Origin of the sequence: Streptomyces cathayae (assembly GCF_029760955.1) — a bacterium.
Classification (GTDB): Bacteria; Actinomycetota; Actinomycetes; order Streptomycetales; family Streptomycetaceae; genus Streptomyces; species Streptomyces cathayae.
On record NZ_CP121682.1, the window covers coordinates 3,972,365 to 3,993,860 of the forward strand.

16 protein-coding genes and 2 tRNA genes are annotated in these 21,496 nt (G+C 69.1%); 4 read left to right on the forward strand and 14 right to left on the reverse strand.

Annotated features, from left to right (window positions below):
* Positions 1–104: 104 nt before the first annotated feature.
* Positions 105–992, reverse strand: a complete 888-nt coding sequence (locus tag PYS65_RS18025) for a rhomboid family intramembrane serine protease (RefSeq protein ID WP_279334974.1) — start codon at positions 990–992, stop codon at positions 105–107.
* 132 nt (positions 993–1,124) lie between these two features.
* Positions 1,125–1,652 (reverse strand): peptidylprolyl isomerase, encoded by a 528-nt coding sequence (locus PYS65_RS18030; RefSeq protein ID WP_109376611.1) that lies wholly within the window; start codon positions 1,650–1,652, stop codon positions 1,125–1,127.
* A gap of 325 nt (positions 1,653–1,977) precedes the next feature.
* On the opposite strand from PYS65_RS18030, the gene PYS65_RS18035 reads away from it, so the two are divergent.
* Entirely contained in the window at positions 1,978–2,679 is a 702-nt protein-coding gene (locus tag PYS65_RS18035) for a DUF5324 family protein (protein ID WP_279334975.1), read from the forward strand.
* A 260-nt stretch (positions 2,680–2,939) separates the two neighbouring features.
* Here PYS65_RS18035 and PYS65_RS18040 read toward each other — a convergent pair.
* Positions 2,940–3,012 (reverse strand) — tRNA-Ala (locus tag PYS65_RS18040).
* 182 nt (positions 3,013–3,194) lie between these two features.
* Between PYS65_RS18040 and PYS65_RS18045 the strand changes: the two genes are divergently transcribed.
* Positions 3,195–3,743 (forward strand): DNA-binding protein, encoded by a 549-nt coding sequence (locus PYS65_RS18045; protein ID WP_279334976.1) that lies wholly within the window; start codon positions 3,195–3,197, stop codon positions 3,741–3,743.
* A 93-nt stretch (positions 3,744–3,836) separates the two neighbouring features.
* Positions 3,837–5,456 (forward strand): serine/threonine protein kinase, encoded by a 1,620-nt coding sequence (locus PYS65_RS18050; protein ID WP_279334977.1) that lies wholly within the window; start codon positions 3,837–3,839, stop codon positions 5,454–5,456.
* On the opposite strand, the gene PYS65_RS18055 is transcribed toward PYS65_RS18050, so the two are convergent.
* Together PYS65_RS18055 and PYS65_RS18060 are read right to left on the reverse strand one after the other, a co-directional pair.
* The gene (locus PYS65_RS18055; RefSeq protein WP_279337987.1) at positions 5,433–6,815 is read right to left on the reverse strand and encodes a hypothetical protein; all 1,383 of its coding nucleotides are present in this window, start codon (positions 6,813–6,815) and stop codon (positions 5,433–5,435) included. The two genes, PYS65_RS18050 and PYS65_RS18055, sit on opposite strands and share 24 nt — an antisense overlap.
* 245 nt (positions 6,816–7,060) lie before the next feature.
* The gene (locus PYS65_RS18060) at positions 7,061–7,189 is read right to left on the reverse strand and encodes a DLW-39 family protein (RefSeq protein ID WP_003999697.1); all 129 of its coding nucleotides are present in this window, start codon (positions 7,187–7,189) and stop codon (positions 7,061–7,063) included.
* A 337-nt stretch (positions 7,190–7,526) separates the two neighbouring features.
* On the opposite strand from PYS65_RS18060, the gene PYS65_RS18065 reads away from it, so the two are divergent.
* Positions 7,527–7,892 (forward strand): DUF6344 domain-containing protein, encoded by a 366-nt coding sequence (locus PYS65_RS18065; protein ID WP_279334978.1) that lies wholly within the window; start codon positions 7,527–7,529, stop codon positions 7,890–7,892.
* Positions 7,893–8,314: 422 nt separating this feature from the next.
* On the opposite strand, the gene PYS65_RS18070 is transcribed toward PYS65_RS18065, so the two are convergent.
* From PYS65_RS18070 to dnaA, 9 genes are all read right to left on the reverse strand, one after another.
* Positions 8,315–8,388, reverse strand: a tRNA-Ile gene (locus PYS65_RS18070).
* A 121-nt stretch (positions 8,389–8,509) separates the two neighbouring features.
* Positions 8,510–9,256, reverse strand: a complete 747-nt coding sequence (locus PYS65_RS18075; RefSeq protein WP_279334979.1) for a DUF3566 domain-containing protein — start codon at positions 9,254–9,256, stop codon at positions 8,510–8,512.
* An 18-nt stretch (positions 9,257–9,274) separates the two neighbouring features.
* Entirely contained in the window at positions 9,275–11,872 is a 2,598-nt protein-coding gene (gyrA, locus tag PYS65_RS18080) for a DNA gyrase subunit A (RefSeq protein ID WP_279334980.1), read from the reverse strand.
* A 42-nt stretch (positions 11,873–11,914) separates the two neighbouring features.
* Positions 11,915–13,975, reverse strand: coding sequence for a DNA topoisomerase (ATP-hydrolyzing) subunit B (gene gyrB, locus PYS65_RS18085; RefSeq protein WP_279334981.1), 2,061 nt, complete (start codon positions 13,973–13,975; stop codon positions 11,915–11,917).
* 433 nt (positions 13,976–14,408) lie between these two features.
* Positions 14,409–14,963: a DciA family protein gene (locus PYS65_RS18090; protein WP_279334982.1), complete on the reverse strand. Its 555-nt coding sequence runs from the start codon at positions 14,961–14,963 to the stop codon at positions 14,409–14,411.
* On the reverse strand, positions 14,960–16,081 hold the full coding sequence (gene recF, locus PYS65_RS18095) for a DNA replication/repair protein RecF (protein WP_279334983.1): 1,122 nt from the start codon (positions 16,079–16,081) through the stop codon (positions 14,960–14,962). The genes PYS65_RS18090 and recF overlap by 4 nt, the downstream gene beginning before the upstream one ends.
* A 109-nt stretch (positions 16,082–16,190) precedes the next feature.
* Complete coding sequence (gene gnd, locus PYS65_RS18100) at positions 16,191–17,066, reverse strand: phosphogluconate dehydrogenase (NAD(+)-dependent, decarboxylating) (RefSeq protein ID WP_279334984.1); 876 nt, start codon at positions 17,064–17,066, stop codon at positions 16,191–16,193.
* Between the two features lie 261 nt (positions 17,067–17,327).
* Positions 17,328–18,458 carry a DNA polymerase III subunit beta gene (gene dnaN / locus PYS65_RS18105; protein WP_109376586.1) on the reverse strand — a complete coding sequence of 377 codons (1,131 nt, stop codon included), beginning with the start codon at positions 18,456–18,458 and terminating at the stop codon, positions 17,328–17,330.
* Positions 18,459–19,413: 955 nt separating this feature from the next.
* Entirely contained in the window at positions 19,414–21,351 is a 1,938-nt protein-coding gene (gene dnaA, locus PYS65_RS18110; RefSeq protein WP_279334985.1) for a chromosomal replication initiator protein DnaA, read from the reverse strand.
* Positions 21,352–21,496 lie beyond the last annotated feature (145 nt).

Genomic DNA, 21,496 nt, shown 5'->3' on the forward strand with positions numbered 1-21,496 from the left:
GTTCGCACGATGCTGACCTGCGGAAACACGGGTCAGCGACAACGGGTACAGATGTTCCTGCACACTGTGCACAAGATCCGGCACGGACTGTGGACAACCGGTGCTCAGGCGAGCTGGGCCGTCCTCAGCAGGGTCATCAACACGACCACGGCAAGAACCAGTGCACAGGTTCCATACTGGATCAGAGCCCGCCGCTCGCGCGAGGCGTGGACCATGGCGTACCCGATCACCACACCGGCGACGAGCCCTCCGACATGGGCCTGCCAGGCGATGTCGAAGCCTGGGCTGAAGGTGAAGACCAGGTTGATCACCAGCAGGACGATGATCGGCCGTATGTCGTAATTGAGCCGGCGCACCAGGACGGCCGTCGCACCGAACAGCCCGAAAATGGCGCCGGAGGCACCGAGTGAGGCCGTGGTCCCCGGGGCCAGCAGATAGGTCAGCGCACTGCCCGCCAGGCCCGAGATCAGGTACAGCGCGAGATAACGGGACCGGCCCAGGGCCTGCTCGAGCGGCCCGCCGAGCCACCACAGGCCGAGCATGTTGAAGCCCATGTGCCAGATCGCCTCGTGCGTGAACATCGAGGTGACCAGGCGGTACCACTCGCCCTCGGCGACGCCCTCGACGGGGCCGAGCGGCGGCCAGGTCCCGATCAGCACGAGGCGGCCCAGCAGCGACGGCCAGACATGCACCGCGACGAACACCGCGGCGTTGATCCCGAGCAGGATCTTGGTGATCAGCCGGGGGTCCCCGGCGACGGTGCCGCCGGCGATCGTGCGGGGCATCGAGGCGGCTGGTGCGGGCCCGGCGCCCGGGCCTCCCCCACGGACGCATTCGGGGCACTGGAAACCGACCGAGGCGCTGACCATGCACTCGGGGCAGATCGGGCGCTCGCAGCGGGTGCAGCGGATGCCGGTCTCGCGGTCCGGGTGGCGATAGCAGACCGGGAGACCGCGGGCGTCCTGCGGGCTGCCTGCAGCCTGGTCGTCCATGGGATCCCCTAGGTCGTGTGGAAAAAGCCCCGCCCCGCCCATCCTTACGGATGAGCGGGGCGATTGGTTCCCTCTGGGGGCTTTTCGCACTCCTGGGAGGGGGCAGGGCCGTACGCGGCCCTTGCGGTGCGCTCAGCCCTCGCGGATCTCGACCGACTCGATGACGACGTCGTTGACCGGACGGTCGGTCCGGGGGTTGGTCTGCGTGGCCGCGATGGTGTCGATCACCTTCTGGCTCGCGGCGTCGGTGACCTCGCCGAAGATGGTGTGCTTGCGGTTCAGCCACGCCGTCGGGGAGACGGTGATGAAGAACTGCGAGCCGTTGGTGCCCGGACCCGCGTTGGCCATGGCCAGCAGGTAAGGCTTGTCGAAGCGCAGGTCCGGGTGGAACTCGTCCTCGAACTGGTAGCCGGGGCCGCCGGTGCCGTTGCCCAGCGGGTCACCGCCCTGGATCATGAAGCCGCTGATCACCCGGTGGAAGACCGTGCCGTCGTAGAGCTTGTCCGTGGACTTGGCGCCCGTCTCCGGGTGAGTCCACTCCCGCTCGCCCTTGGCGAGCTCGACGAAGTTCTTGACGGTGATCGGCGCCTGGTTCGGGAAGAGCCGGACCTCGATGTCGCCGTTGTTGGTCTTCAGGGTGGCGTAGAGCTGATCAGCCACGATGTACCTTCCGTCGTCTTTCCGTAACTCCCCGATCCTCGCACGGACGGGACGTGCAGTCGCCCGCCGCCCGTTCGCAGGAGGGCAACAGGGCCGAACCGCTTGCAGAAAACCGGGTGAGTCCTTCCGTGACGGGGGCACTCGGGAACGATCCGTGGCACTGTCGACGACAAGCTCCCGTTCTCCCGTATTCATCCGCTATTGCACTCGATCAGCGCCATCAGCACCCGTATGCCCCTCCGCACATGCCCGGCAGCGAGGCGGAAGGCATGATCCGTAAATGGGTGGACAGTCGAAGAACGTACGCCACCGAGGAGGAGGAACCGTGACCCGCATCGACAGCGTGCGCGCCGCGACTGATTCGGCGAAGGACAGCATGCTCCATGCCGCGGAAGTGGTGGCGCCCTACGCCGACACGGCCAAGCTGAAGGCCGCGCACTACGCACAGGAGGCGCGCGTACGGCTGGCGCCCAAAGTGACCCAGGCCGCGGGGCAGGCCCTCGTTCAGTACGGCGCCCATGTGCAGCCGTATCTGGAGCAGGCCCGGAGCCATGTACCGCCGAAGGTCGATCTGGCTGCTCACGAGGCCGCCGTCCGGACCCGTAAGGCCGCTCAGCAGGCGGCGGACTATTCCCGGCCGAGGATCGAGCAGGCCCGGGCCGCCGCCGGTCCGGCACGGGACGAGGCCGCGGCCCGCAGTGCGGCGGTACTGGCCGCACTGCGCGGTCAGGTCTCGGCCGAACAGATCAACAAGCTCGTCCGCAAGCAGCGGCGGCGCGCGAAGGCCGGCCGGGCCGCGAAGGTGATCGTGGTTCTGGGCGCCGTCGCCGGCGGCGCGTTCGCCGCCTGGAAGTGGTGGGACAAGCAGGCCAACCCGGACTGGCTGGTGGAACCACCGGCCGCGACCGACGTCGGGGAGCCGGGCACGCTGTCGTCCGTGGACGGCAGCCGCGGTTCCAGCCTCGACCCCGAGGTCCGGGTGAAGGAGGCCGAGGAGGAGGCCGCCAAGCGCGACGAGCAGCCCTGACGCTCGGGCGGCATCGAAAGATCTCGGTGCCGGCGGCCCGCGGCATCCCTCGTCTGCGGTATCAACAGCCTGGTGGGGCGGGAGACTTCAGCGTCTTCTGCCGTGCCGGGCTGTTTCACGTGAAACAGCCCGGTGAGCCTGGAGCCCCGGCCCTGGAGCCAGGACCCCGAAGGCTCCCCGGAGCCGTGACGCCAGGCTCCCGGAGCTACTGAGCAAGAACCCCTCCCATCTGCTTTCCGCAGGTGGGAGGGGTTTCCTTGTGGAGCCTAGGGGAGTCGAACCCCTGACATCTGCCATGCAAAGACAGCGCTCTACCAACTGAGCTAAGGCCCCGTGTGGGAAGCGTCCGCCAGGAACAAGCACATCCGGGTGGGCGCCGGAAACAAGAGTACCGGGTCCCCGGGGGGGTTCCGCAAAAAGATTGGGGGTCCCCGTGACCAACCACTCTCCGTAAGATGCTCGGCGTGGTTCGCTACAGCGAACCACGGTTCTCGGGGAAGCGATGGGGAGACGCCATGGACGCCGCACAGCAGGAAGCCACCGCAAGAGCGCGGGAACTGCAGCGGAACTGGTACGGGGAGCCGCTGGGGACGCTCTTCCGTAAGCTCATAGACGACCTGGGCCTCAATCAGGCTCGTCTCGCCGGGGTGCTGGGACTGTCCGCACCGATGCTGTCGCAGCTGATGAGCGGTCAGCGGGCGAAGATCGGCAACCCCGCGGTGGTCCAGCGGGTGCAGCTGCTGCAGGACCTGGCGGGCCAGGTCGCGGACGGCAGTGTCAGCGCGGCCGAGGCGACCGAGCGCATGGAGGAGATCAAGAAGTCGCAGGGGGGTTCGGTGCTCAGCAACACCACGCAGACGACGAGCAGTTCGGGCGCCCCCACGGTCAAGCGGGTGGTGCGGGAGATCCAGTCACTGCTGCGTTCGGTGGCCGCTGCCGGCGACATCATCGACGCCGCCGACGTCCTCGCCCCGACCCACCCCGAGCTGGCGGAGTTCCTCCGGGTCTACGGCGCCGGCCGTACCTCCGACGCGGTCGCGCACTACCAGTCCCACCAGAACTGATCCCCCGGCCGTAGTCGCGGCAGGGGCAGAAGGGGTAAGCACACAGGGGTAAGGCAAGGGGAGATCCCGCCGGGGGAGGAGCGACGCACAGCCATGGGTGAGGTCTTTGCCGGCCGGTACGAACTGGTCGACCCGATCGGGCGCGGGGGTGTCGGTGCCGTCTGGCGTGCCTGGGACCACCGCCGTCGCCGCTATGTGGCGGCCAAGGTCCTGCTGCAGAGCGACGCCCACTCCCTGCTCCGTTTCGTGCGCGAGCAGGCCCTGCGAATCGATCACCCCCATGTGCTCGCCCCCAGCAGCTGGGCCGCCGACGACGACAAGGTCCTGTTCACCATGGACCTGGTCGCCGGCGGTTCGCTGGCGCACCTCATCGGCGACTACGGGCCCCTGCCGCCGACGTTCGTCAGTATCCTGCTCGACCAGCTGCTGGCGGGTCTCACCGCGGTGCACACGGAAGGCGTCGTGCACCGCGACATCAAGCCCGCCAACCTGCTCCTGGAAGCCACCGGTACGGGCAGACCACGTCTGCGGGTGTCCGACTTCGGTATCGCCATGCGGCTCGGCGAACCGCGCCTGACCGAGACCGACCTGGTGGTGGGCACGCCCGGCTATCTCGCGCCGGAGCAGCTGATGGGCTCCGAACCGGACTTCCCCGCGGACCTGTTCGCGGTGGGACTGGTCGCGCTGTATCTGCTGGAGGGCGCCAAACCGGACGCCAAGGCGCTCATCCAGCACTTCGCCGAGCACGGTACGCCCGGGGCGCCCCAGGGCATCCCCGACCCGCTGTGGCAGGTCGTGGCCACCCTGCTGCAGCCGGCACCGCAGGCACGGTTCCGTACGGCCACGGGGGCGCGCAAGGCCCTGGCCTCGGCCAGGGAACTCCTCCCGGCGCCCGGCCCCGACGACGAGTTGATCGAGATCTTCGACCAACTCGGCCCGCTCCCACCGGGTTTCGGCCCGGAAGGCCCGCTGAGGGCGGCTTCGGGCGTGCGCTCGGCCACAAGTCGTCCTGGAGCGGAGGGCGGGGAGACGGGCCGTCCGCCCGGGGCAGGAGCGGCAGGCGCCCTGCTCGGAGACCCCTGGCAGGGCGACCCACCCTCCCGCTCCGAACCGGACCACGGCGGCGCCTCCCCTCACGGCGGCGAGGGCGGCCGTCCGGTTCCCGCGAGCCGATCCACCGCGGACGGTGTCGCCGGCACCGGTCCGGCACCGTCCGCTCCGCCGCGTCAGCCCTCCATGTCGGACACCGGCAGCTTTCATCTGCCACCGCCCCAGGCCACGGTCACGTCCTCCCCCGCCCCCGCTCGCCCGTCCCACGCACCCACCCCACCGGGTCAGGGGCAGGGTCGGGTACCGGAGCAGGCGCACGTCCGGGCACAGCCCCAGAGCCTCACACCGTCCCAGCCCCCGTACGGCGCACAGCGGGTGACCCACGCCGACCCCACTCACCCGCTGCGCTCCCCCCTGTCCCCGCCCTCGTTCCCGCCGTCGGCGTGTCCCGGCCCCGCCTCGCATCGCGCCGATGCCTCCACTGCCGAGTACACCGCCCGCGACCCGCAGGCTCCGTCTTCGGACTCTGCGGTGTCACGGCACAGGGCGACCGGTCGGCGCCGGCGGCGCCGCCCCGGCCCTCCCGCCCGGGTGGCCGTCCCTCTCCTGTTCCTGGCATTGGCCTGCTATGCCGTGGGGTTATGGGCCCTCACGCGGATCTGATGCCCGGATCGTTCCCGGACCGTCCGGGGAGACGGTTCTCCGTCGAGCGGCCACCGTCCACACGGCGAGTCCCACCAGCAGTGCACTGCCGGTTCCGATACCGCCCACCGCGAGCGCCGTCATCGCGGTGCCGTCGTCCGTGGACCGGCCCCGGGCCGCCGCCTCGCGGTCCTGCGCGGTGACCGCGAAGATGCCCGCCGGGGCGGACTCCCCGGCGTACTCCGGCCCGTCCTGCGCCGCACCGCCGACCCGTACCCGCAGCGTCAGCGGGACGGGTCCGTCACCGAAGTCGTCCGCCACCTCCGCCCTGAGGTGGGCGACGAGGTAGTAGGAGCCTGCGAAGCGCATCGCGCCGACCTGAGCGCCGGTGGCATGGCGATTGGCGTACGCGACGCGGGGGAGCGGGGGGAGGCTGCCCGACTTCTGTCTGCCGTCGTAGCCGAGACCCACGTCCGCGACATGCCCGCGTACGGGGTTGTAGAGGTCCAGGTCCAGGGCGGCGGGGACGAACCCGGTGCCGTCGAAGCGCGCACTGCCCAGTTCGGCGGTGGCGTGGAACTGCCGGCCCCAGTCGACGGGAACCTTGTAGAAGAGCGTTTGGCCGGGCCGGATGTCGTCCCGCCAGACTCCCTCATCGAGCGGGGTGGCCTCGGTGAAACCGGCGCCGCCCGAGCGCCGCTGTGCCTTCCCGGTGACGGGCCGGGGCGAGGCGGAGTCCCACTCCTCGGGCGCGGTCGTCGCGCCGGTCCGTTCCAGCCGCGGTTCCGACGCGGTGGTGAGTTCCAGCTCCCAGGCGTCGGGGGAGGCGCCCTTTCCGTCCGGATCGGCGCGTTCGACGGTCACGTAGTACGTACCGGCGTCCTGGCAGAGGGATTTCCTGGGGGAGATCTCGCGCACGGCCGACGCGGCGACCGGGTGCGGGCCGGCGGCGGCACCGAAGGTCGCGGTGTCCACGTCGCAGGAGCGGCCGTCCGCGTCCTGCAGGGACACCTTGACGCCGTCGATGACGGCGGCGCTGCCGTCGCCCGGGGGGACGGCGGTGGCGGAGACGTAGACGTTCGAGCCGGCGTCGAGTTCCAGGAGGTAGTGGATCCTGCCGCTCGCCGGAAGGGTGCTCCGGTAGGCCCGACCGGCTTCCAGCCGTAAGGCGTCGGCGGTGCTCCCCGCCCCGTCGATCCGTTGCGCGCCCTCGGTGAAGGCATACCCCTCAGGAGTTCCAGGAGCCCCGGAAGCAGCCCGGACGGCCTCGGGGACCCCGACAGTGCCGGAAGCCCGGGTGACCGCCTCGGCGGCCCCGGCCCCCGGGAAGACCGCAGAGGCACTGGAGGCGACAGACACCCCCGGCGCCCCCAGCAGCATCACCGACGCGAGCGTCACCACGCCCGAGCGCACGGCAGCCGGTGCTGCCCGACCACGTCCCGCCCGGACGTGCCGCCCCCACGCCCTGCACCGCCGTCCCCTCACGCGCCACCCCTCGTCGTCGCCCGGACGTCGCACCGTGCCCCATCCTGCCCCGCGGACAAGGCCCGTCGGCAAGGCCTCACGACACACAAAACCCCGACCGCGAGCGCGGCCGGGGTCTGTTCAGCGTCGTATGTCGGTACTCACGAACCCGTGGGCACGGAGTCAGTCGCCTCCGTCCACAGATCCTGCTCGGCGCGATCCGCCTGGATCTGGCGGTACACGAGGAGCCCGCCGATGGCGGCCAGTGCGACCAGGAGAAGCTTCTTCACCGCGCGACCTCGTCTTTCTTGACGTAGGGGACCTCTGGCGCCCGACTATACACACCGACCGATACCGATCAGTGACCTGTGTCGGCCGGGCAACTCCCCATCTTTACTGTGCAGTAGGGGCGGAACACATCGACCGGATCAGAGGGTGACCACCCCCGCACAGCCGGTTAATTTGACCATCTCCCTCCGCACTCTTTCACTTTTCTCCCCTCTTGCGACCATCCGGGTGGTGTTCATCTGAACATCGACGCGCCACGGGCGTTGGTCCACCACTTCGCGGCCCACATACACATCATGAGGAAAGTACGCAAATCGCCCGACCCGAAAGTGAGGGGCCATGGCCCGGAACAAGGTCATGAAGCTGTGGACCGCCATCGTCACCGCCCTCCTCGCGCTGTGCACGGCGCTCGGACTCATCACCACCACCGCTTCCGCCGCGGTATCCCAGACCGAGACGACCCGCAACAGCAAGAGCGCCCCGGACATGACGACGCAGGCCGCGTCCGTCCGGCCCTGGTCCCCTACCAGTGCCCTGCCCCCCACGATGAAACAGCGCATCCGCGCGGAGGCCCACGGAGGATCCCCCAGGTGCCGTCACCGCCCGCTCGCGACCCCGGCCCCTGACTCGGCCTCCGCCCCCTGCTCCGACGACACGACATCCCCCGCAGCGCCCCGCACCGGCCACCTCCCGCTCCAGCGCTGAGCCGCTGGGCCCGCTTGAGCCCACTGAGCCGCTGGGCCCGTGGAGGCCCACCCGCCTCACCACACCCCACCCGTGCCGTTTCCGGCTCCCCCCGAAGTCCCGGCGAACTCGCGTACAGCCCCGACGGCACGCGAAAGGCCCGGTTGCTCGGCAACGAGCAACCGGGCTTTCCCCCTGCCCACACCCGTCGAACGCGTCAGGGCCCGGCCGCCACCGCACCGCACCCCGCCGGCGAACGGTCCGGAGGGAGCGGAGCCCCACCCCTCCCCGCACGCACACAGCACCAGCACTCCCACCCCGCGCAAGGGCACGGAGCAGACCTGGTGAGACGAGATGAGGGTCGGCGGGCCGAGACCGGGCGCACCACACGACGGACGCAGAAGACCCCCCGGCCATACCGGCCAGGGGGTCTCATGATGATGTGGGGCTAACAGGATTTGAACCTGTGGCCTCATCCTTATCAGGGATGCGCTCTAACCAACTGAGCTATAGCCCCGCCGCGCTCTGCGGTACATGTCCCGCGCGCTGACTCCTGAAGATTAGCGCACGACCCGGGCAGTCCCAAAATCGGTTGCCGGAGGACCGTCAGAGCAGGCCGGGAAGCTGCCGGGCGTCGCTCACTCGTCCTCGGCCAGCGTGAGCTCGACGCCGCCCACGAAGCCCGCGGAGAGGTTGTAGATGAACGCGCCGAGAGTCGCCAGAGCCGTTGCCAGGACGACGTCGATGACCGCGATGACCGTCGTGAACAGCAGCACGTTGGGCAGCGACAGGAACGACTGGAGGTCGAAGCCGTTCGACTCGTTGGAGCCCGTCGCCTCGGAGATCGTGCCGCCGACCGTCGAGAAGACACCCATCGCGTCCATGACCATCCACAGCACCGCGGACGCGACGATCGTGCAGATGCCCAGGGCGATGGAGAGCAGGAAGCTGACCTTCATCACCGACCAGGGATCGGCCTTGGCCACCCGCAGGCGCGCCTTGCGCACGCGCGGTGTGGTGCGCGCCCCGGTGCGCGGGCGGCGTACCGCGCCGCCCGGGCCCTCTGCCGCACCGGTCTGCGCCTGGTAGGCCTGCGGCGGGTGGTACGGCCCCGCCTGCTGCTGCGACTGCCGTTCCCCCGGCAGCGGTGAGGCCGTACGATCAGCGGCGCCCTGTCCGGGCGTGCTCTGCTGATGGCCTCGGGTGTCCGTCACAGTTCCCCCCTGGGATCCATGTCTGTCGGACGAAGGCGAGTCCTTGCCGGGCGACTTGATCGCTTTCAGGTTGGTCGTGTGCGGATCTGTCGCCCGCGTGGCAGAGCCACGGCCACCGCCGTCCGTCCCCATACTGGTACCGGTCGGCCCGGTGCCCGTGGCTCCGCTCACGCTGACTCACTCCTCGTGCTACTCGGACGAGGGCGCCTCACCCTCGTCCGTGCCGGTGGTCACGGCACCTTCGTCGGTCTCGTCCACGGCCACGTCGCCGTCGACTTCCTCCGCCTCGCGTCCCGCTTCGGCGTTACGCGCGATGCCGACCACGGCATCGCGCTTGCCCAGATTGATCAGTTGGACGCCCATGGTGTCACGGCCCGTCTCCCTGACTCCGCTGACCCGCGTGCGGATCACACCGCCCGACAGCGTGATGGCGAGGATCTCGTCGGTCTCCTCGACCACCAGCGCGCCGACGAGAGTTCCACGGTCCTCGACGATCTTGGCAGCCTTGATGCCGAGGCCGCCGCGACCCTGGACGCGGTACTCGTCGACGGCGGTCCGCTTCGCGTACCCGCCGTCTGTGGCAGTGAACACGAACGTACCGGGTCGAACAACATTCATCGAGAGCAGCTCGTCCCCTTCGCGGAAACTCATGCCCTTCACGCCCGAGGTCGCACGGCCCATGGGCCGCAGCGTCTCGTCCGTCGCGGTGAACCTGATCGACTGTGCCTTCTTGCTGATCAGCAGTAGATCATCATCTGCCGAGACGAGTTCGGCCCCGATCAGTTCGTCGTCGGAACCGTCCTCCTGCTCCCGCAGGTTGATCGCGATCACACCACCCGAGCGGGGTGAATCGTAATCCTTCAGCGACGTCTTCTTGACCAAGCCCGCCTTGGTGGCCAGCACCAGGTAGGGCGCCGCCTCGTAGTCGCGGATCGCAAGGATCTCGGCGATCGCCTCGTCCGGCTGGAAGGCCAGCAGGTTGGCCACGTGCTGGCCGCGTGCGTCCCGGCCGGCGTCGGGCAGCTCGTACGCCTTCGCCCGGTAGACCCGGCCCTTGTTGGTGAAGAACAGCAGCCAGTGGTGCGTGGTGGACACGAAGAAGTGGTTGACGATGTCGTCTTCCTTGAGCTTCGCTCCGCGTACGCCCTTGCCGCCGCGCTTCTGGGCCCGGTAGTCGTCGGTCTTGGTGCGCTTGATGTAGCCGCCGCGTGTGACCGTGACGACGATGTCCTCCTCGGCGATCAGGTCCTCGATGGACATGTCGCCCTCATAGGGCACCAGCTTGGTCTTGCGGTCGTCACCGTACTTCTCGACGAGCGCGGCCAGCTCCGCGCTGACGATCCCCCGCTGACGGATCGGGGAGGCGAGGATCTCGTTGTACTCGTTGATCTTCGCCTGGAGTTCGTCGTGCTCCTGGACGATCTTCTGACGCTCCAGTGCCGCCAGCCGGCGGAGCTGCATCTCCAGGATCGCGTTGGCCTGGATCTCGTCGATCTCCAGGAGGCCCATCAGGCCCCCGCGTGCGATCTCGACGGTGTCGCTGCGCCGGATCAGTGCGATGACCTCGTCGATGGCGTCCAGGGCCTTCAGCAGGCCGCGCAGGATGTGCGCGCGCTCCTCGGCCTTGCGCAGCCGGAACCGCGTACGGCGGACGATGACCTCGATCTGGTGGTTCACCCAGTGGCGGATGAACGCGTCCAGGGAGAGCGTGCGCGGGACACCGTCGACCAGCGCCAGCATGTTGGCGCCGAAGTTGGTCTGCAGCTCGGTGTGCTTGTAGAGGTTGTTCAGGACGACCTTGGCGACCGCGTCCCGCTTGAGCACGATGACCAGACGCTGGCCGGTACGGGACGACGTCTCGTCGCGGACGTCCGCGATGCCGCCGATCTTTCCGTCCTTCACCAGGTCGGCGATCTTCTGCGCGAGGTTGTCGGGGTTGGTCTGGTAGGGCAGCTCGGTGACCACCAGGCACTGGCGGTTCTGGATCTCCTCGACCTCGACCACCGCACGCATGGTGACCGAGCCGCGGCCCGTCCGGTACGCCTCCTCGATGCCCTTGCGGCCCACCACCAGGGCGCCGGTCGGGAAGTCGGGGCCCTTGATGCGCTCGATGAGCGCGTCGAGCAGCTCCTCGTTCGACGCCTCGTGGTTCTCCAGGTACCACTGGGCCCCGGACGCGACCTCACGCAGGTTGTGCGGCGGGATGTTGGTCGCCATACCGACCGCGATACCGGCCGATCCGTTGATCAGCAGGTTCGGGAAGCGTGCGGGCAGGACGGTCGGCTCCTGCGAGCGGCCGTCGTAGTTGTCCTTGAAATCGACGGTCTCCTCGTCGATGTCGCGGACCATCTCCATCGACAGCTGTGCCAACTTGCACTCGGTGTACCGCATGGCTGCCGCGGGGTCGTTGCCCGGGGAGCCGAAGTTGCCGTTGGAGTCCACCAGCGGCATCCGCATCGACCACGGCTGCGCGAGGCGGACCAGCGCGTCGTAGATCGAGGAGTCGCCGTGCGGGTGGTAGTTGCCCATGACGTCGCCGACGACGCGGGCGCACTTGTAGAAGCCCCGCTCGGGGCGGTAGCCGCCGTCGTACATGGCGTACAGCACACGGCGGTGGACGGGCTTGAGGCCGTCACGGACGTCGGGCAGCGCACGCGAGACGATGACGGACATCGCGTAGTCGAGGTACGAGCGCTGCATCTCCGTCTCGAGCCCGACGGGCTCGACGCGCATGCCGGTCGCGTCCGCGTCCTCGAGAGGCGTGACGGGAGTGTTCTCGTCGGTCATTGCTGGTGAAGGTCCTTCCTGGTGCGGTCAGCTGAGACCGACTCAGATGTCGAGGAAGCGGACGTCCTTGGCGTTGCGCTGGATGAACGCGCGGCGGGCTTCGACGTCCTCGCCCATCAGGACCGAGAACAGGTCGTCGGCCTGGGCGGCGTCGTCGAGGGTGACCTGGCCGAGGACGCGGTGCTCCTGGTCCATCGTGGTGATGCGCAGCTCCTCGGCGTTCATCTCGCCGAGGCCCTTGAATCGCTGGACGGAGTCCTCGCGGATGCGCTTGCCGGCCTGGCGGCCCATCTCGATCAGTGCGTCGCGCTCGCGGTCGGAGTAGGCGTACTCGAAGTCGTCCCGGCCCCACTTGATCTTGTAGAGCGGGGGACGGGAGAGGTACACGTGCCCCGCCTCGACCAGCGGCCGCATGAACCGGAACAGGAACGTCAGCAGCAGGGTGTTGATGTGCTGGCCGTCGACGTCGGCGTCCGCCATCAGGATGATCTTGTGATAGCGGAGCTTCTCGATGTCGAAGTCCTCGTGCACCCCGGTGCCGAACGCGGAGATCATCGCCTGGATCTCCTGGTTCTGCAGGATCCGGTCGATGCGCGCCTTCTCGACGTTGAGGATCTTGCCCCGGATCGGGAGGATCGCCTGGTACTGCGGGTTCCGGCCGGACTTGGCCGAACCGCCGGCGGAGTCACCCTCGACGATGAAGATCTCGCACTTGGTGGGGTCGTTGGACTGGCAGTCGGAGAGCTTGCCCGGCAGGGACGCCGACTCCAGCAGGCCCTTGCGGCGGGTCAGGTCGCGGGCCTTGCGGGCCGCCACGCGCGCGGTGGCCGCCGCGATGCCCTTGCGGACGATGTCCGCGGCCTCGTTGGGGTTGCGGTCCAACCAGTCGTTGAGGTGTTCGTAGACGACCTTCTGGACGAAGGTCTTCACCTCGGTGTTGCCCAGTTTGGTCTTGGTCTGGCCCTCGAACTGGGGCTCGCTCAGCTTGACCGAGATGATCGCGGTCAGTCCCTCGCGGATGTCGTCACCCGTGAGGTTGTCGTCCTTCTCACGCAGCAGCTTCTTCTCGCGCGCGTACTTGTTCACCAGGTTGGTGAGCGCCGCGCGGAAGCCCTCTTCGTGCGTACCGCCCTCGTGGGTGTGGATGATGTTGGCGAAGGAGTACACGCCCTCGGTGTAGCCGCCGTTCCACTGCATGGCGAGCTCGAGGGACAGCTGCTTGTCCTTGTCGTCGGCCTCGAGATCGATCACGGTGGGGTGCACCGGATCTCCCTTGCGGGAGTTGAGGTACTTCACGAAGTCGACGATGCCGCCCTCGTAGTGGTACGAGACGCTCTTGACCTCGTACTTCTCGTCCTCACCCGCCTCGTCCGCCCCGGCGGTGGCCTTCGCCGACTCGCGCTCGTCGACGAGGTTGATCCGCAGCCCCTTGTTGAGGAACGCCATCTCCTGGAAACGCCGGGAGAGCGTCTCGAAGGAGTAGTCGGTGGTCTCGAAGATGTCCGGGTCGGCCCAGAAGGTGACCGTCGTCCCGGTCTCCTCCACCTCCTCGTGCCGGACCAGCGGGGCCGTGGGGACGCCCATCTTGTAGTCCTGCGTCCAGCGGTGGCCGTCACGCTTGATCTCGACGGAGATCCTGCTCGACAGGGCGTTCACCACGGACACACCGACGCCGTGCAGACCACCGGAGACCGCGTAGCCGCCGCCGCCGAACTTGCCGCCCGCGTGCAGCACGGTCAGCACGACCTCGACGGCCGGCTTGTTCTCCGAGGGGACGATGTCCACCGGAATGCCCCGGCCGTTGTCGACGACCCGGACGCCGCCGTCGGCCAGGATCGTCACATCGATCGTGTCCGCGTGCCCGGCCAGCGCCTCGTCGACGGAGTTGTCGACGACCTCCTGCACCAGGTGGTGCAGGCCTCGCTCACCGGTCGAACCGATGTACATACCGGGTCGCTTGCGGACCGCGTCCAGGCCCTCGAGGACGGTGATGGCACTGGCGTCGTACGAGGCGGTGACCTCGCTGTCGAGGGCGGTCGCCTCGCTGTTCACGCCGGTGTCGGTGGACGGGATGTTCTCGTTGGGGTTGCCGGAATCGGCCACGAAGCGCCCTTTCTGGCACACCACGAGCCAGGCTCGGCGGCGGGTTGCCGGAGCGGCTGCGGCATGTTGCGTTGGTAAGCCTTGATCAGCGTTGCTCAGCTTTTCCCGGGCGGTCCCCACGGTCGGGGCGGGATTGCTCCCAGTCTACCGGTAGCTCGGACATTGATGGGGGTTTGCCGGTGCCTGAGTCCGCATGTGCCGCCCTCAACCGGTCTCGTCCGACTCCCGGTATACGGATGGGGGCTCCAAGAGGCTCACGAGGGCACCCAGCGCTTCCGACCGTCACCCCTTGGCTACTTAGGAGTCAGGTGGCGATCGCGCACCTCGCCCGGTCGTACGACGAAAGGGGCACCGGCGGACCGAACGCACTCCCGAAAAGCCCCGATGTGACGTCGATCACCTTGTCCCGGGCGGCCCGGAAGAGGGCTCCGGGTCACCCGTACGTGTCCCCGGGACCGGTGCTCCCGGGAGCCCGCAGCAGGCCGTAGCGGCGTGCGGGGCCACCCGGTCCGTTGACCTTGATCAGCCTCACCGTGCCGTGGCCCAGGTCCTCGTTCAGCCGGGCGACCAGGGTCGGGGCGAGCAGCCGCAGGTTCGTCGCCCAGGCCGTGGAGTCGCAGCGCACGAACAGCACCCGCTCGTCCTCGTCGTAGCGCTCCGGCTCACAGTGCTTGGCCACGTCCTCACCGACGATTTCGGGCCAGCGCCCCATCACCCCGCCCACCGCGGCCGGGGCCTCCCAGCCACGCTCGGTGAGCAGCCGGTTGATCGCCGCACCGAGTGCCATGGGATCGCGCCGGTCGCCGCGCGCGCCGGAGCGCAGGCCACCGCGCCGTGCCTGCTTCTTCTGCTGCGCCGCATCCCCACGCGCGCGTGCCGCCTCCTTGGCCGCGCGCAACGCCACGCGCGCCAGGTCGACCCCCGAGGGCTCAGCAGCTGCCCCGGGCACCCCCGCGGGGGGTCCGTCGGGCCGGTCGGGCTCGCTCATACCCGCCGCACCGTTCCCTCGGCCACGACGCACCGCGTCCCCGCCAGCGCACGGGGAACGTCGTCGTCGACGGCCGCGGTCACCAGGACCTGCTCCCCCGGCGCGACGAGCTCGGCGAGGCGCTCGCGGCGGCGCGCGTCCAGCTCGGCGAAGACGTCGTCGAGCACCAGCACCGGCTCGTTGCCCTCGGCCCGCAGCAGGTCGTAGGAGGCCAGGCGCAGCGCCAGGGCATAGGACCAGGACTCGCCGTGGGAGGCGTAGCCCTTGGCCGGCAGCTGGCCGAGCTTGAGCAGCAGATCGTCCCGGTGCGGGCCGACCAGGGTGACGCCCCGGTCGACCTCCTGCTTGCGCGCCTCGGCGAGAGCCGCCGACACCTGCTCGAACAGGTCCTCGCGGGTGTGCGCCTCACCGGGCGCCGACGGCTTGTACTCCAGGGCGACGGGCCCGCCGCCCGGTGCGAGCTGTTCGTACGCCTTGTCGGCGAGCGGCTGGATCGCGGCGATCAGATCCAGCCGCTGAGCCAGCAGTTCGGCACCCGCACGCGCGAGATGCTGGTCCCAGACGTCCAGAGTGGACAGATCCATGGTGCGCCCGCCGTGCCGACGGGCCAGCGCGGCCGACTTCAGCAGCGTGTTGCGCTGCTTGAGGATCCGGTCGTAATCGGAACGGACACCCGCCATCCGCGGGGAACGGGCCGTGATCAGATCGTCCAGGAAGCGGCGCCGCTCGCCGGGATCACCCTTCACCAGGGCGAGATCCTCGGGCGCGAACAGCACGGTGCGGACGATCCCCAGCACGTCCCGGGGCCTGACCTGTGAGGATCTGTTGATACGGGCACGATTGGCGCGGCCCGGGTTCAGCTCGAGCTCGACGAGCTGCTGCCGCTCGCCCTGCCGGACCTGGGCCCGGATGATCGCTCGGTCGGCGCCCATGCGCACCAGCGGGGCGTCGGAGGAGACACGGTGGCTGCCGAGTGTGGCGAGATAGCCGACCGCCTCGACGAGATTCGTCTTGCCCTGCCCGTTGGGGCCGACGAAGGCCGTCACCCCCGGGTCGAGCGGGACCTCGACCCGGGGATAGGAGCGAAAATCGGCCAGCGACAGATGCGTGACGTGCATGATCGTGCGCCGACCTCCCCCGGCGTTGTGGACCGTCGTGCGGTCCTGCGGACGACAGCCAGGGATGCCCCGTGGCTGCTGCTGTGGCCTCTCTCGGCCGCTCTGTGGACTACTTCTTCTCGACCGCGTGCCCGCCGAACTGATTGCGCAGCGCCGCGATCATCTTCATCTGCGGCGAGTCCTCCTGGCGGGAGGCGAACCGCGCGAACAGCGACGCGGTGATCGCCGGCAGCGGGACCGCGTGGTCGATCGCGGCCTCCACAGTCCAGCGTCCCTCACCGGAGTCCTGTGCATAACCCCGGAGGTTGTCCAGGTGCTCGTCCTCGTGCAGCGCGTTCACCGCGAGATCGAGGAGCCAGGAGCGGATGACGGTGCCCTCCTGCCAGGAACGGAAGACCTCCCGGACGTCGGTCACCGAGTCGACCTTCTCCAGGAGCTCCCAGCCCTCGGCATAGGCCTGCATCATCGCGTACTCGATGCCGTTGTGGACCATCTTGGCGAAGTGGCCCGCGCCGACCTTGCCCGCGTGCACCGAGCCGAAGTCGCCCTCCGGCTTGAGGGCGTCGAAGACCGGCTGCACCTTGGCGACGTTCTCCTTGTCGCCGCCGTACATCAGCGCGTAGCCGTTCTCCAGGCCCCAGACGCCGCCGGAGACACCGCAGTCGACGAAACCTATGCCCCTGGCCGCCAGTTCCTCGGCGTGCTTCTCGTCGTCCGTCCAGCGGGAGTTCCCGCCGTCCACGACGACATCGCCGGGCTGGAGCAGCTCTGCGAGCTCATCGACGGTCGACTGCGTCGCCCGGCCGGCCGGGACCATCACCCAGACCACGCGCGGGCCCTCGAGCTTGCCCACAAGTTCTTCCAGGCTGTGGACATCGGCGAGGTCCGGGTTGCGGTCGTATCCGACGACGGTGTGGCCCGCGCGGCGGATCCGCTCCCGCATGTTGCCGCCCATCTTGCCGAGGCCGACGAGACCGAGCTCCATCAGTTGTGTTCCTTAGGTTGCGACGTGGCATGGCGGCACGGACGTGCCGCGGCACTTACGTACCGACACGACCCTAAACCCGGGCGCTCACGCACATCTGTGGGCATACGCGCTCATGCGCACGCCCTCACCTGCGGCTTCGCTCACGGCCACTTCCGGGCCCGGCTCTGGCCGGTATCCACGATCCGGTGTCCACCGGGCCCGGAAGGACTGTGCACAACTGTGGACTGCCGGGGGCAGCCGCGGACGGGTGGTACGACGTCAGCCGCTGAGCCGCACCGGCATGATCAGGTACTTGTAGGCGTCGTCCGCCTCCGCGTCCACCGCGGGCCTGCCGCTGAGCAGCGCGGGCTTGGTGGACGTGGTGAACGACAGCTGCGCCACCGGGGAGTCGATGGCGCTCAGACCGTCCAGCAGGAACGTCGGGTTGAAGGCGATCGAGATGTCATCGCCCTCCAGCTGGGCGTCGACCCTTTCCACAGCCTGTGCGTCGTCACTGGAGCCGGCCTCCAGGATGAGCACACCCTGCTCGAAGCTGAGCCGCACCGGGGTGTTGCGCTCGGCGACCAGGGCCACGCGCTTGACGGCCTCCACGAAGGGGGCGGTCTCGATGACGGCGACGCTGTTGAACTCGGTCGGGAACAGCGTGCGGTACTTCGGGAGGTCGCCCTCCAGCAGCCGTGTGGTGGTGCGGCGGCCCGCTCCTTCGAAGCCGATCAGGCCCTCGCCCGCGCCCGAGCCGGACAGCGCGAGGATCACCTGGTCGCCACTGGTCAGCGCCTTGGCGGTGTCCAGGAGCGTCTTCGCGGGCACCAGGGCGACCGCCGAGGCCTCCGGGTCCTCCGGCTTCCACAGGAACTCGCGGACCGCGAAGCGGTAGCGGTCGGTGGAGGCCAGCGTCACCGTGTCGCCCTCGATCTCGATGCGCACACCGGTCAGGACGGGAAGGGTGTCGTCCCGGCCGGCCGCGATGGCGACCTGCTGCACGGCGGAGGCGAAGACCTCACCGGGGACGGTGCCCGTCGCGTTCGGCATCTGGGGCAGGGCCGGGTACTCCTCCACCGGCAGGGTGTGGAGTGTGAATCGCGAGGAGCCGCACACCACGGTCGCCCGTACACCGTCTGTGGAGATCTCCACCGGCCGGTTGGGGAGCGCGCGGGAGATGTCGGCGAGCAGACGGCCCGAGACGAGGACGGTGCCCTCTTCCTCGACCTCCGCCTCCACCGAGACCCGTGCGGAGACCTCGTAGTCGAAGCTGGACAGGCTCAGCTGCCCCTCCTCGGCCTTCAGCAGCAAGCCGGCGAGGACCGGCGCCGGCGGACGGGCCGGGAGGCTGCGCGCAGCCCAGGCCACTGCCTCCGCGAGTACGTCGCGTTCCACCCGGATCTTCACCGTAAGCCGCCTCCTGCTGTTGCCGGCGTTCTCACGCCCTGCTTCGCCTTCGTCGTCTGCCTCGGTGTCGTCGGCCTCTGTGAGGGAAGGACACCGGGGACCAGTCTGACGCACTGCACTGACAGTAGGTGCCCCTCGGGGTCAAGTCATGACGAGCGGCAGTCGGCGTCGAACCGGCAAGTTGTGCACAGGACCCTCTTCGAAGCGGATTCCTCACTCTCTCTAGTTGGGAGTAGTAGTAGGGCCTGTGGATACCGTGGATAACCTCGTTTTCCCAGCTCAGGGCCAAGATTTTGTCCACCGGGCCTGTGGGCGGAGGCGGTGGACAACTCGGGGTTTCTGTGGAGAACAAAAAGTTCTGCACACTCCGTCCCCAGGGAGGGGCGAGTTCTCCCCAGCTCCGTCCCCAGGTTTGCCGGGCTTTCCCACAGGCAGCCGCGGCACCCTGCTGTGACGCCTTTCACTCGACCCGGTGAGGAGGCGGGCGGCGTTGCCGAACAGTGGACAGGCGTGTGGAGAAGTGCCTGATCACTGGGGACAACCGGCCTCACCCTGTGGGTTGCCGGTGGAAAACTTTATCCACAGCCTGTGGATCACCGTCTCGTCCACAGCCTGTGGAGATCGTTTGTCCACGAATCCACAGCCGGTTGACCTGGCTCGATGGTGCCCCAACAGGCAGGGCTGTGGATAGTTTCGGGACAACTTCGCAGTCCCCAGGATGTGGACGGGAGAAAGTTGCCACATCTGTGGAGGACAGCCGTAACCCGGTGCCGAAATCGAACAGTGGACGGGACCCCGAGGGACGGGACACTGCCGACCGCGAGGGTCGGCTCTCGGCGGCCGACGGGCGAGCGCAGGTCGGCGGCGGGCGCACAAGGGCGGGTCGGCAGGCGCACGAAGAAGGGCGTTCCCGGAGGTGGTCCGGGGACGCCCTTCTTCGTGCGCCTGCGGGCGCTCAGCCGGCCTTGATGCGGTTGGTGAGCTCGGTGACCTGGTTGTAGATGGAGCGTCGCTCCGCCATCAGATTGCGGATCTTGCGGTCCGCGTGCATCACCGTCGTGTGGTCGCGGCCGCCGAACAGCGCACCGATCTTCGGCAGCGACAGGTCCGTCAGCTCACGGCACAGGTACATCGCGATCTGCCGTGCGGTCACCAGGGCGCGGCCGCGCGAGGTGCCGCACAGGTCCTCGACCGTGAGCCCGAAGTAGTCGGCGGTCGCGCTCATGATGGCCGTCGAGGTGATCTCCGGCGCGGAGTCGTCGCCGCCGGGGATCAGATCCTTCAGGACGACCTCCGTCAGCCCGAGGTCCACCGGCTGCCGGTTGAGCGAGGCGAACGCCGTCACCCGGATCAGCGCGCCCTCCAGCTCGCGGATGTTGCGCGAGATCCGGGAGGCGATGAACTCCAGCACCTCGGGCGGGGCGTTGAGCTGCTCCTGCACCGCCTTCTTGCGCAGGATCGCGATCCGCGTCTCCAGCTCCGGAGGCTGGACGTCGGTGATCAGACCCCACTCGAAACGGTTCCGCAGCCGGTCCTCCAGCGTCACCAGCTGCTTGGGCGGCCGGTCGCTGGAGAGCACGATCTGCTTGTTGGCGTTGTGCAGCGTGTTGAAGGTGTGGAAGAACTCCTCCTGCGTCGACTCCTTGTCCGCGAGGAACTGGATGTCGTCGACGAGCAGGATGTCCATCTCCCGGTACCGCTTGCGGAAGCTGTCGCCCTTGCCGTCGCGGATGGAGTTGATGAACTCGTTGGTGAACTCCTCCGAGCTCACGTACCGCACCCGCGTGCCGGGGTAGAGACTGCGCGCGTAGTGCCCGATCGCGTGCAGCAGGTGGGTCTTGCCGAGTCCGGACTCCCCGTAGATGAACAGGGGGTTGTACGCCTTCGCGGGTGCCTCGGCGACCGCCACCGCCGCCGCGTGCGCGAAGCGGTTGGAGGCGCCGATGACGAACGTGTCGAAGAGGTACTTCGGGTTCAGCCGCGCGGTCGGCTCACCGGGGCCGGCCGCCGGCGCGGGCTGTGCGGCCAGCGGGCCGGGTGCCCCGCTCGTGGGCAGGTTCGGGCCGACGGGGCCACCGCGGTGGACGTGCCCCGAGCCGGACGGGGGCTCGGGAAGCTCGCGGCGGGCGGCGTCGCGCTGGTCGTAGTCACCGCGGTCGTAGCCGCCACGGTCGTAGTTACTGCGGTCGTACTCCGCGCGTGACGATTCGTAGTCGGAACGCTGCTGTTCGTAGGAGGAGCGTTCCGGCGGCTGCGGGCGGTAGTCCGGTGAGGGCGCGCCGCCGTAGCCGTCCTGGGGGCCGTAGGCGTTCTGCGAAGGCGAGGCGTACGGGTCGCGGTCGGGGAAGCCGAGGCGCTGCTGCTGCCAGCCGTACTCGTCCTGACCCGGTCGCGGCCAGGAGCTGGGCTCCGGGCGCTGGTACTCCGAGGGGTAGGCGGGGCGGGCGGTGGGCAGCTGGTCACCGGGCGGCCCGGGGTCCTGGTCGGCGCGGCGCCGGCCGTAGCCCTCGTACTGCTCGTGCCCTTGACGGTCCGGCCGGTCCTGCCGGGCGGAAGGGAGCTCGGGCTCCTCGTAGCGCGGCTGGGGGCGGGCGACCGGCGGAGCCGGGGGCTCTCCCGCGGAGTCGTCGACGGTGATGGCGATGCGGATGGGACGCCCGCACTCGCGGCTCAGGCTTTCGCTGACGATCGGCGCGAGGCGACCCTCGAGCACGCCCTTGGCGAACTCGTTCGGCACGGCGAGCAGCGCGGTGTCGGCGACCAGCGCCAGCGGCTGGCAGCGCCGGATCCAGTGCTCGTCCTTCCCCTCGACTCCCTGGCTCCGGCCCTCACCGAGCAGTTCTTCCAGTACGCGTGGCCACACTGCGGCAAGATCGGCAGGTACGTCAGCCACAGGGCACGCTCTCTCACAGGTCCCTCGAACGTGTGATTCGGGGACGGGTCGGGGGTGGTAAAGGGGGTGGTCGAGGGACAAAGGAACGAATCGGAGTTCCGTCACGGTAGTCAGGGCGGACGGTACGGTTCAAGTCGTTGTCCCC

Excerpts from the sequence above, each read along its gene's own strand:
- recF (WP_279334983.1), bottom strand. The coding sequence starts at position 16,081 with ATGCACGTCACGCATCTGTCGCTGGCCGATTTTCGCTCCTATCCCCGG.
- PYS65_RS18090 (WP_279334982.1), bottom strand. The coding sequence starts at position 14,963 with ATGAGCGAGCCCGACCGGCCCGACGGACCCCCCGCGGGGGTGCCCGGG.
- PYS65_RS18050 (WP_279334977.1), top strand. The coding sequence starts at position 3,837 with ATGGGTGAGGTCTTTGCCGGCCGGTACGAACTGGTCGACCCGATCGGG.
- gnd (WP_279334984.1), bottom strand. The coding sequence starts at position 17,066 with ATGGAGCTCGGTCTCGTCGGCCTCGGCAAGATGGGCGGCAACATGCGG.
- PYS65_RS18025 (WP_279334974.1), bottom strand. The coding sequence starts at position 992 with ATGGACGACCAGGCTGCAGGCAGCCCGCAGGACGCCCGCGGTCTCCCG.
- PYS65_RS18055 (WP_279337987.1), bottom strand. The coding sequence starts at position 6,815 with ATGCTGCTGGGGGCGCCGGGGGTGTCTGTCGCCTCCAGTGCCTCTGCG.
- gyrA (WP_279334980.1), bottom strand. The coding sequence starts at position 11,872 with ATGACCGACGAGAACACTCCCGTCACGCCTCTCGAGGACGCGGACGCG.
- PYS65_RS18045 (WP_279334976.1), top strand. The coding sequence starts at position 3,195 with ATGGACGCCGCACAGCAGGAAGCCACCGCAAGAGCGCGGGAACTGCAG.
- PYS65_RS18065 (WP_279334978.1), top strand. The coding sequence starts at position 7,527 with ATGGCCCGGAACAAGGTCATGAAGCTGTGGACCGCCATCGTCACCGCC.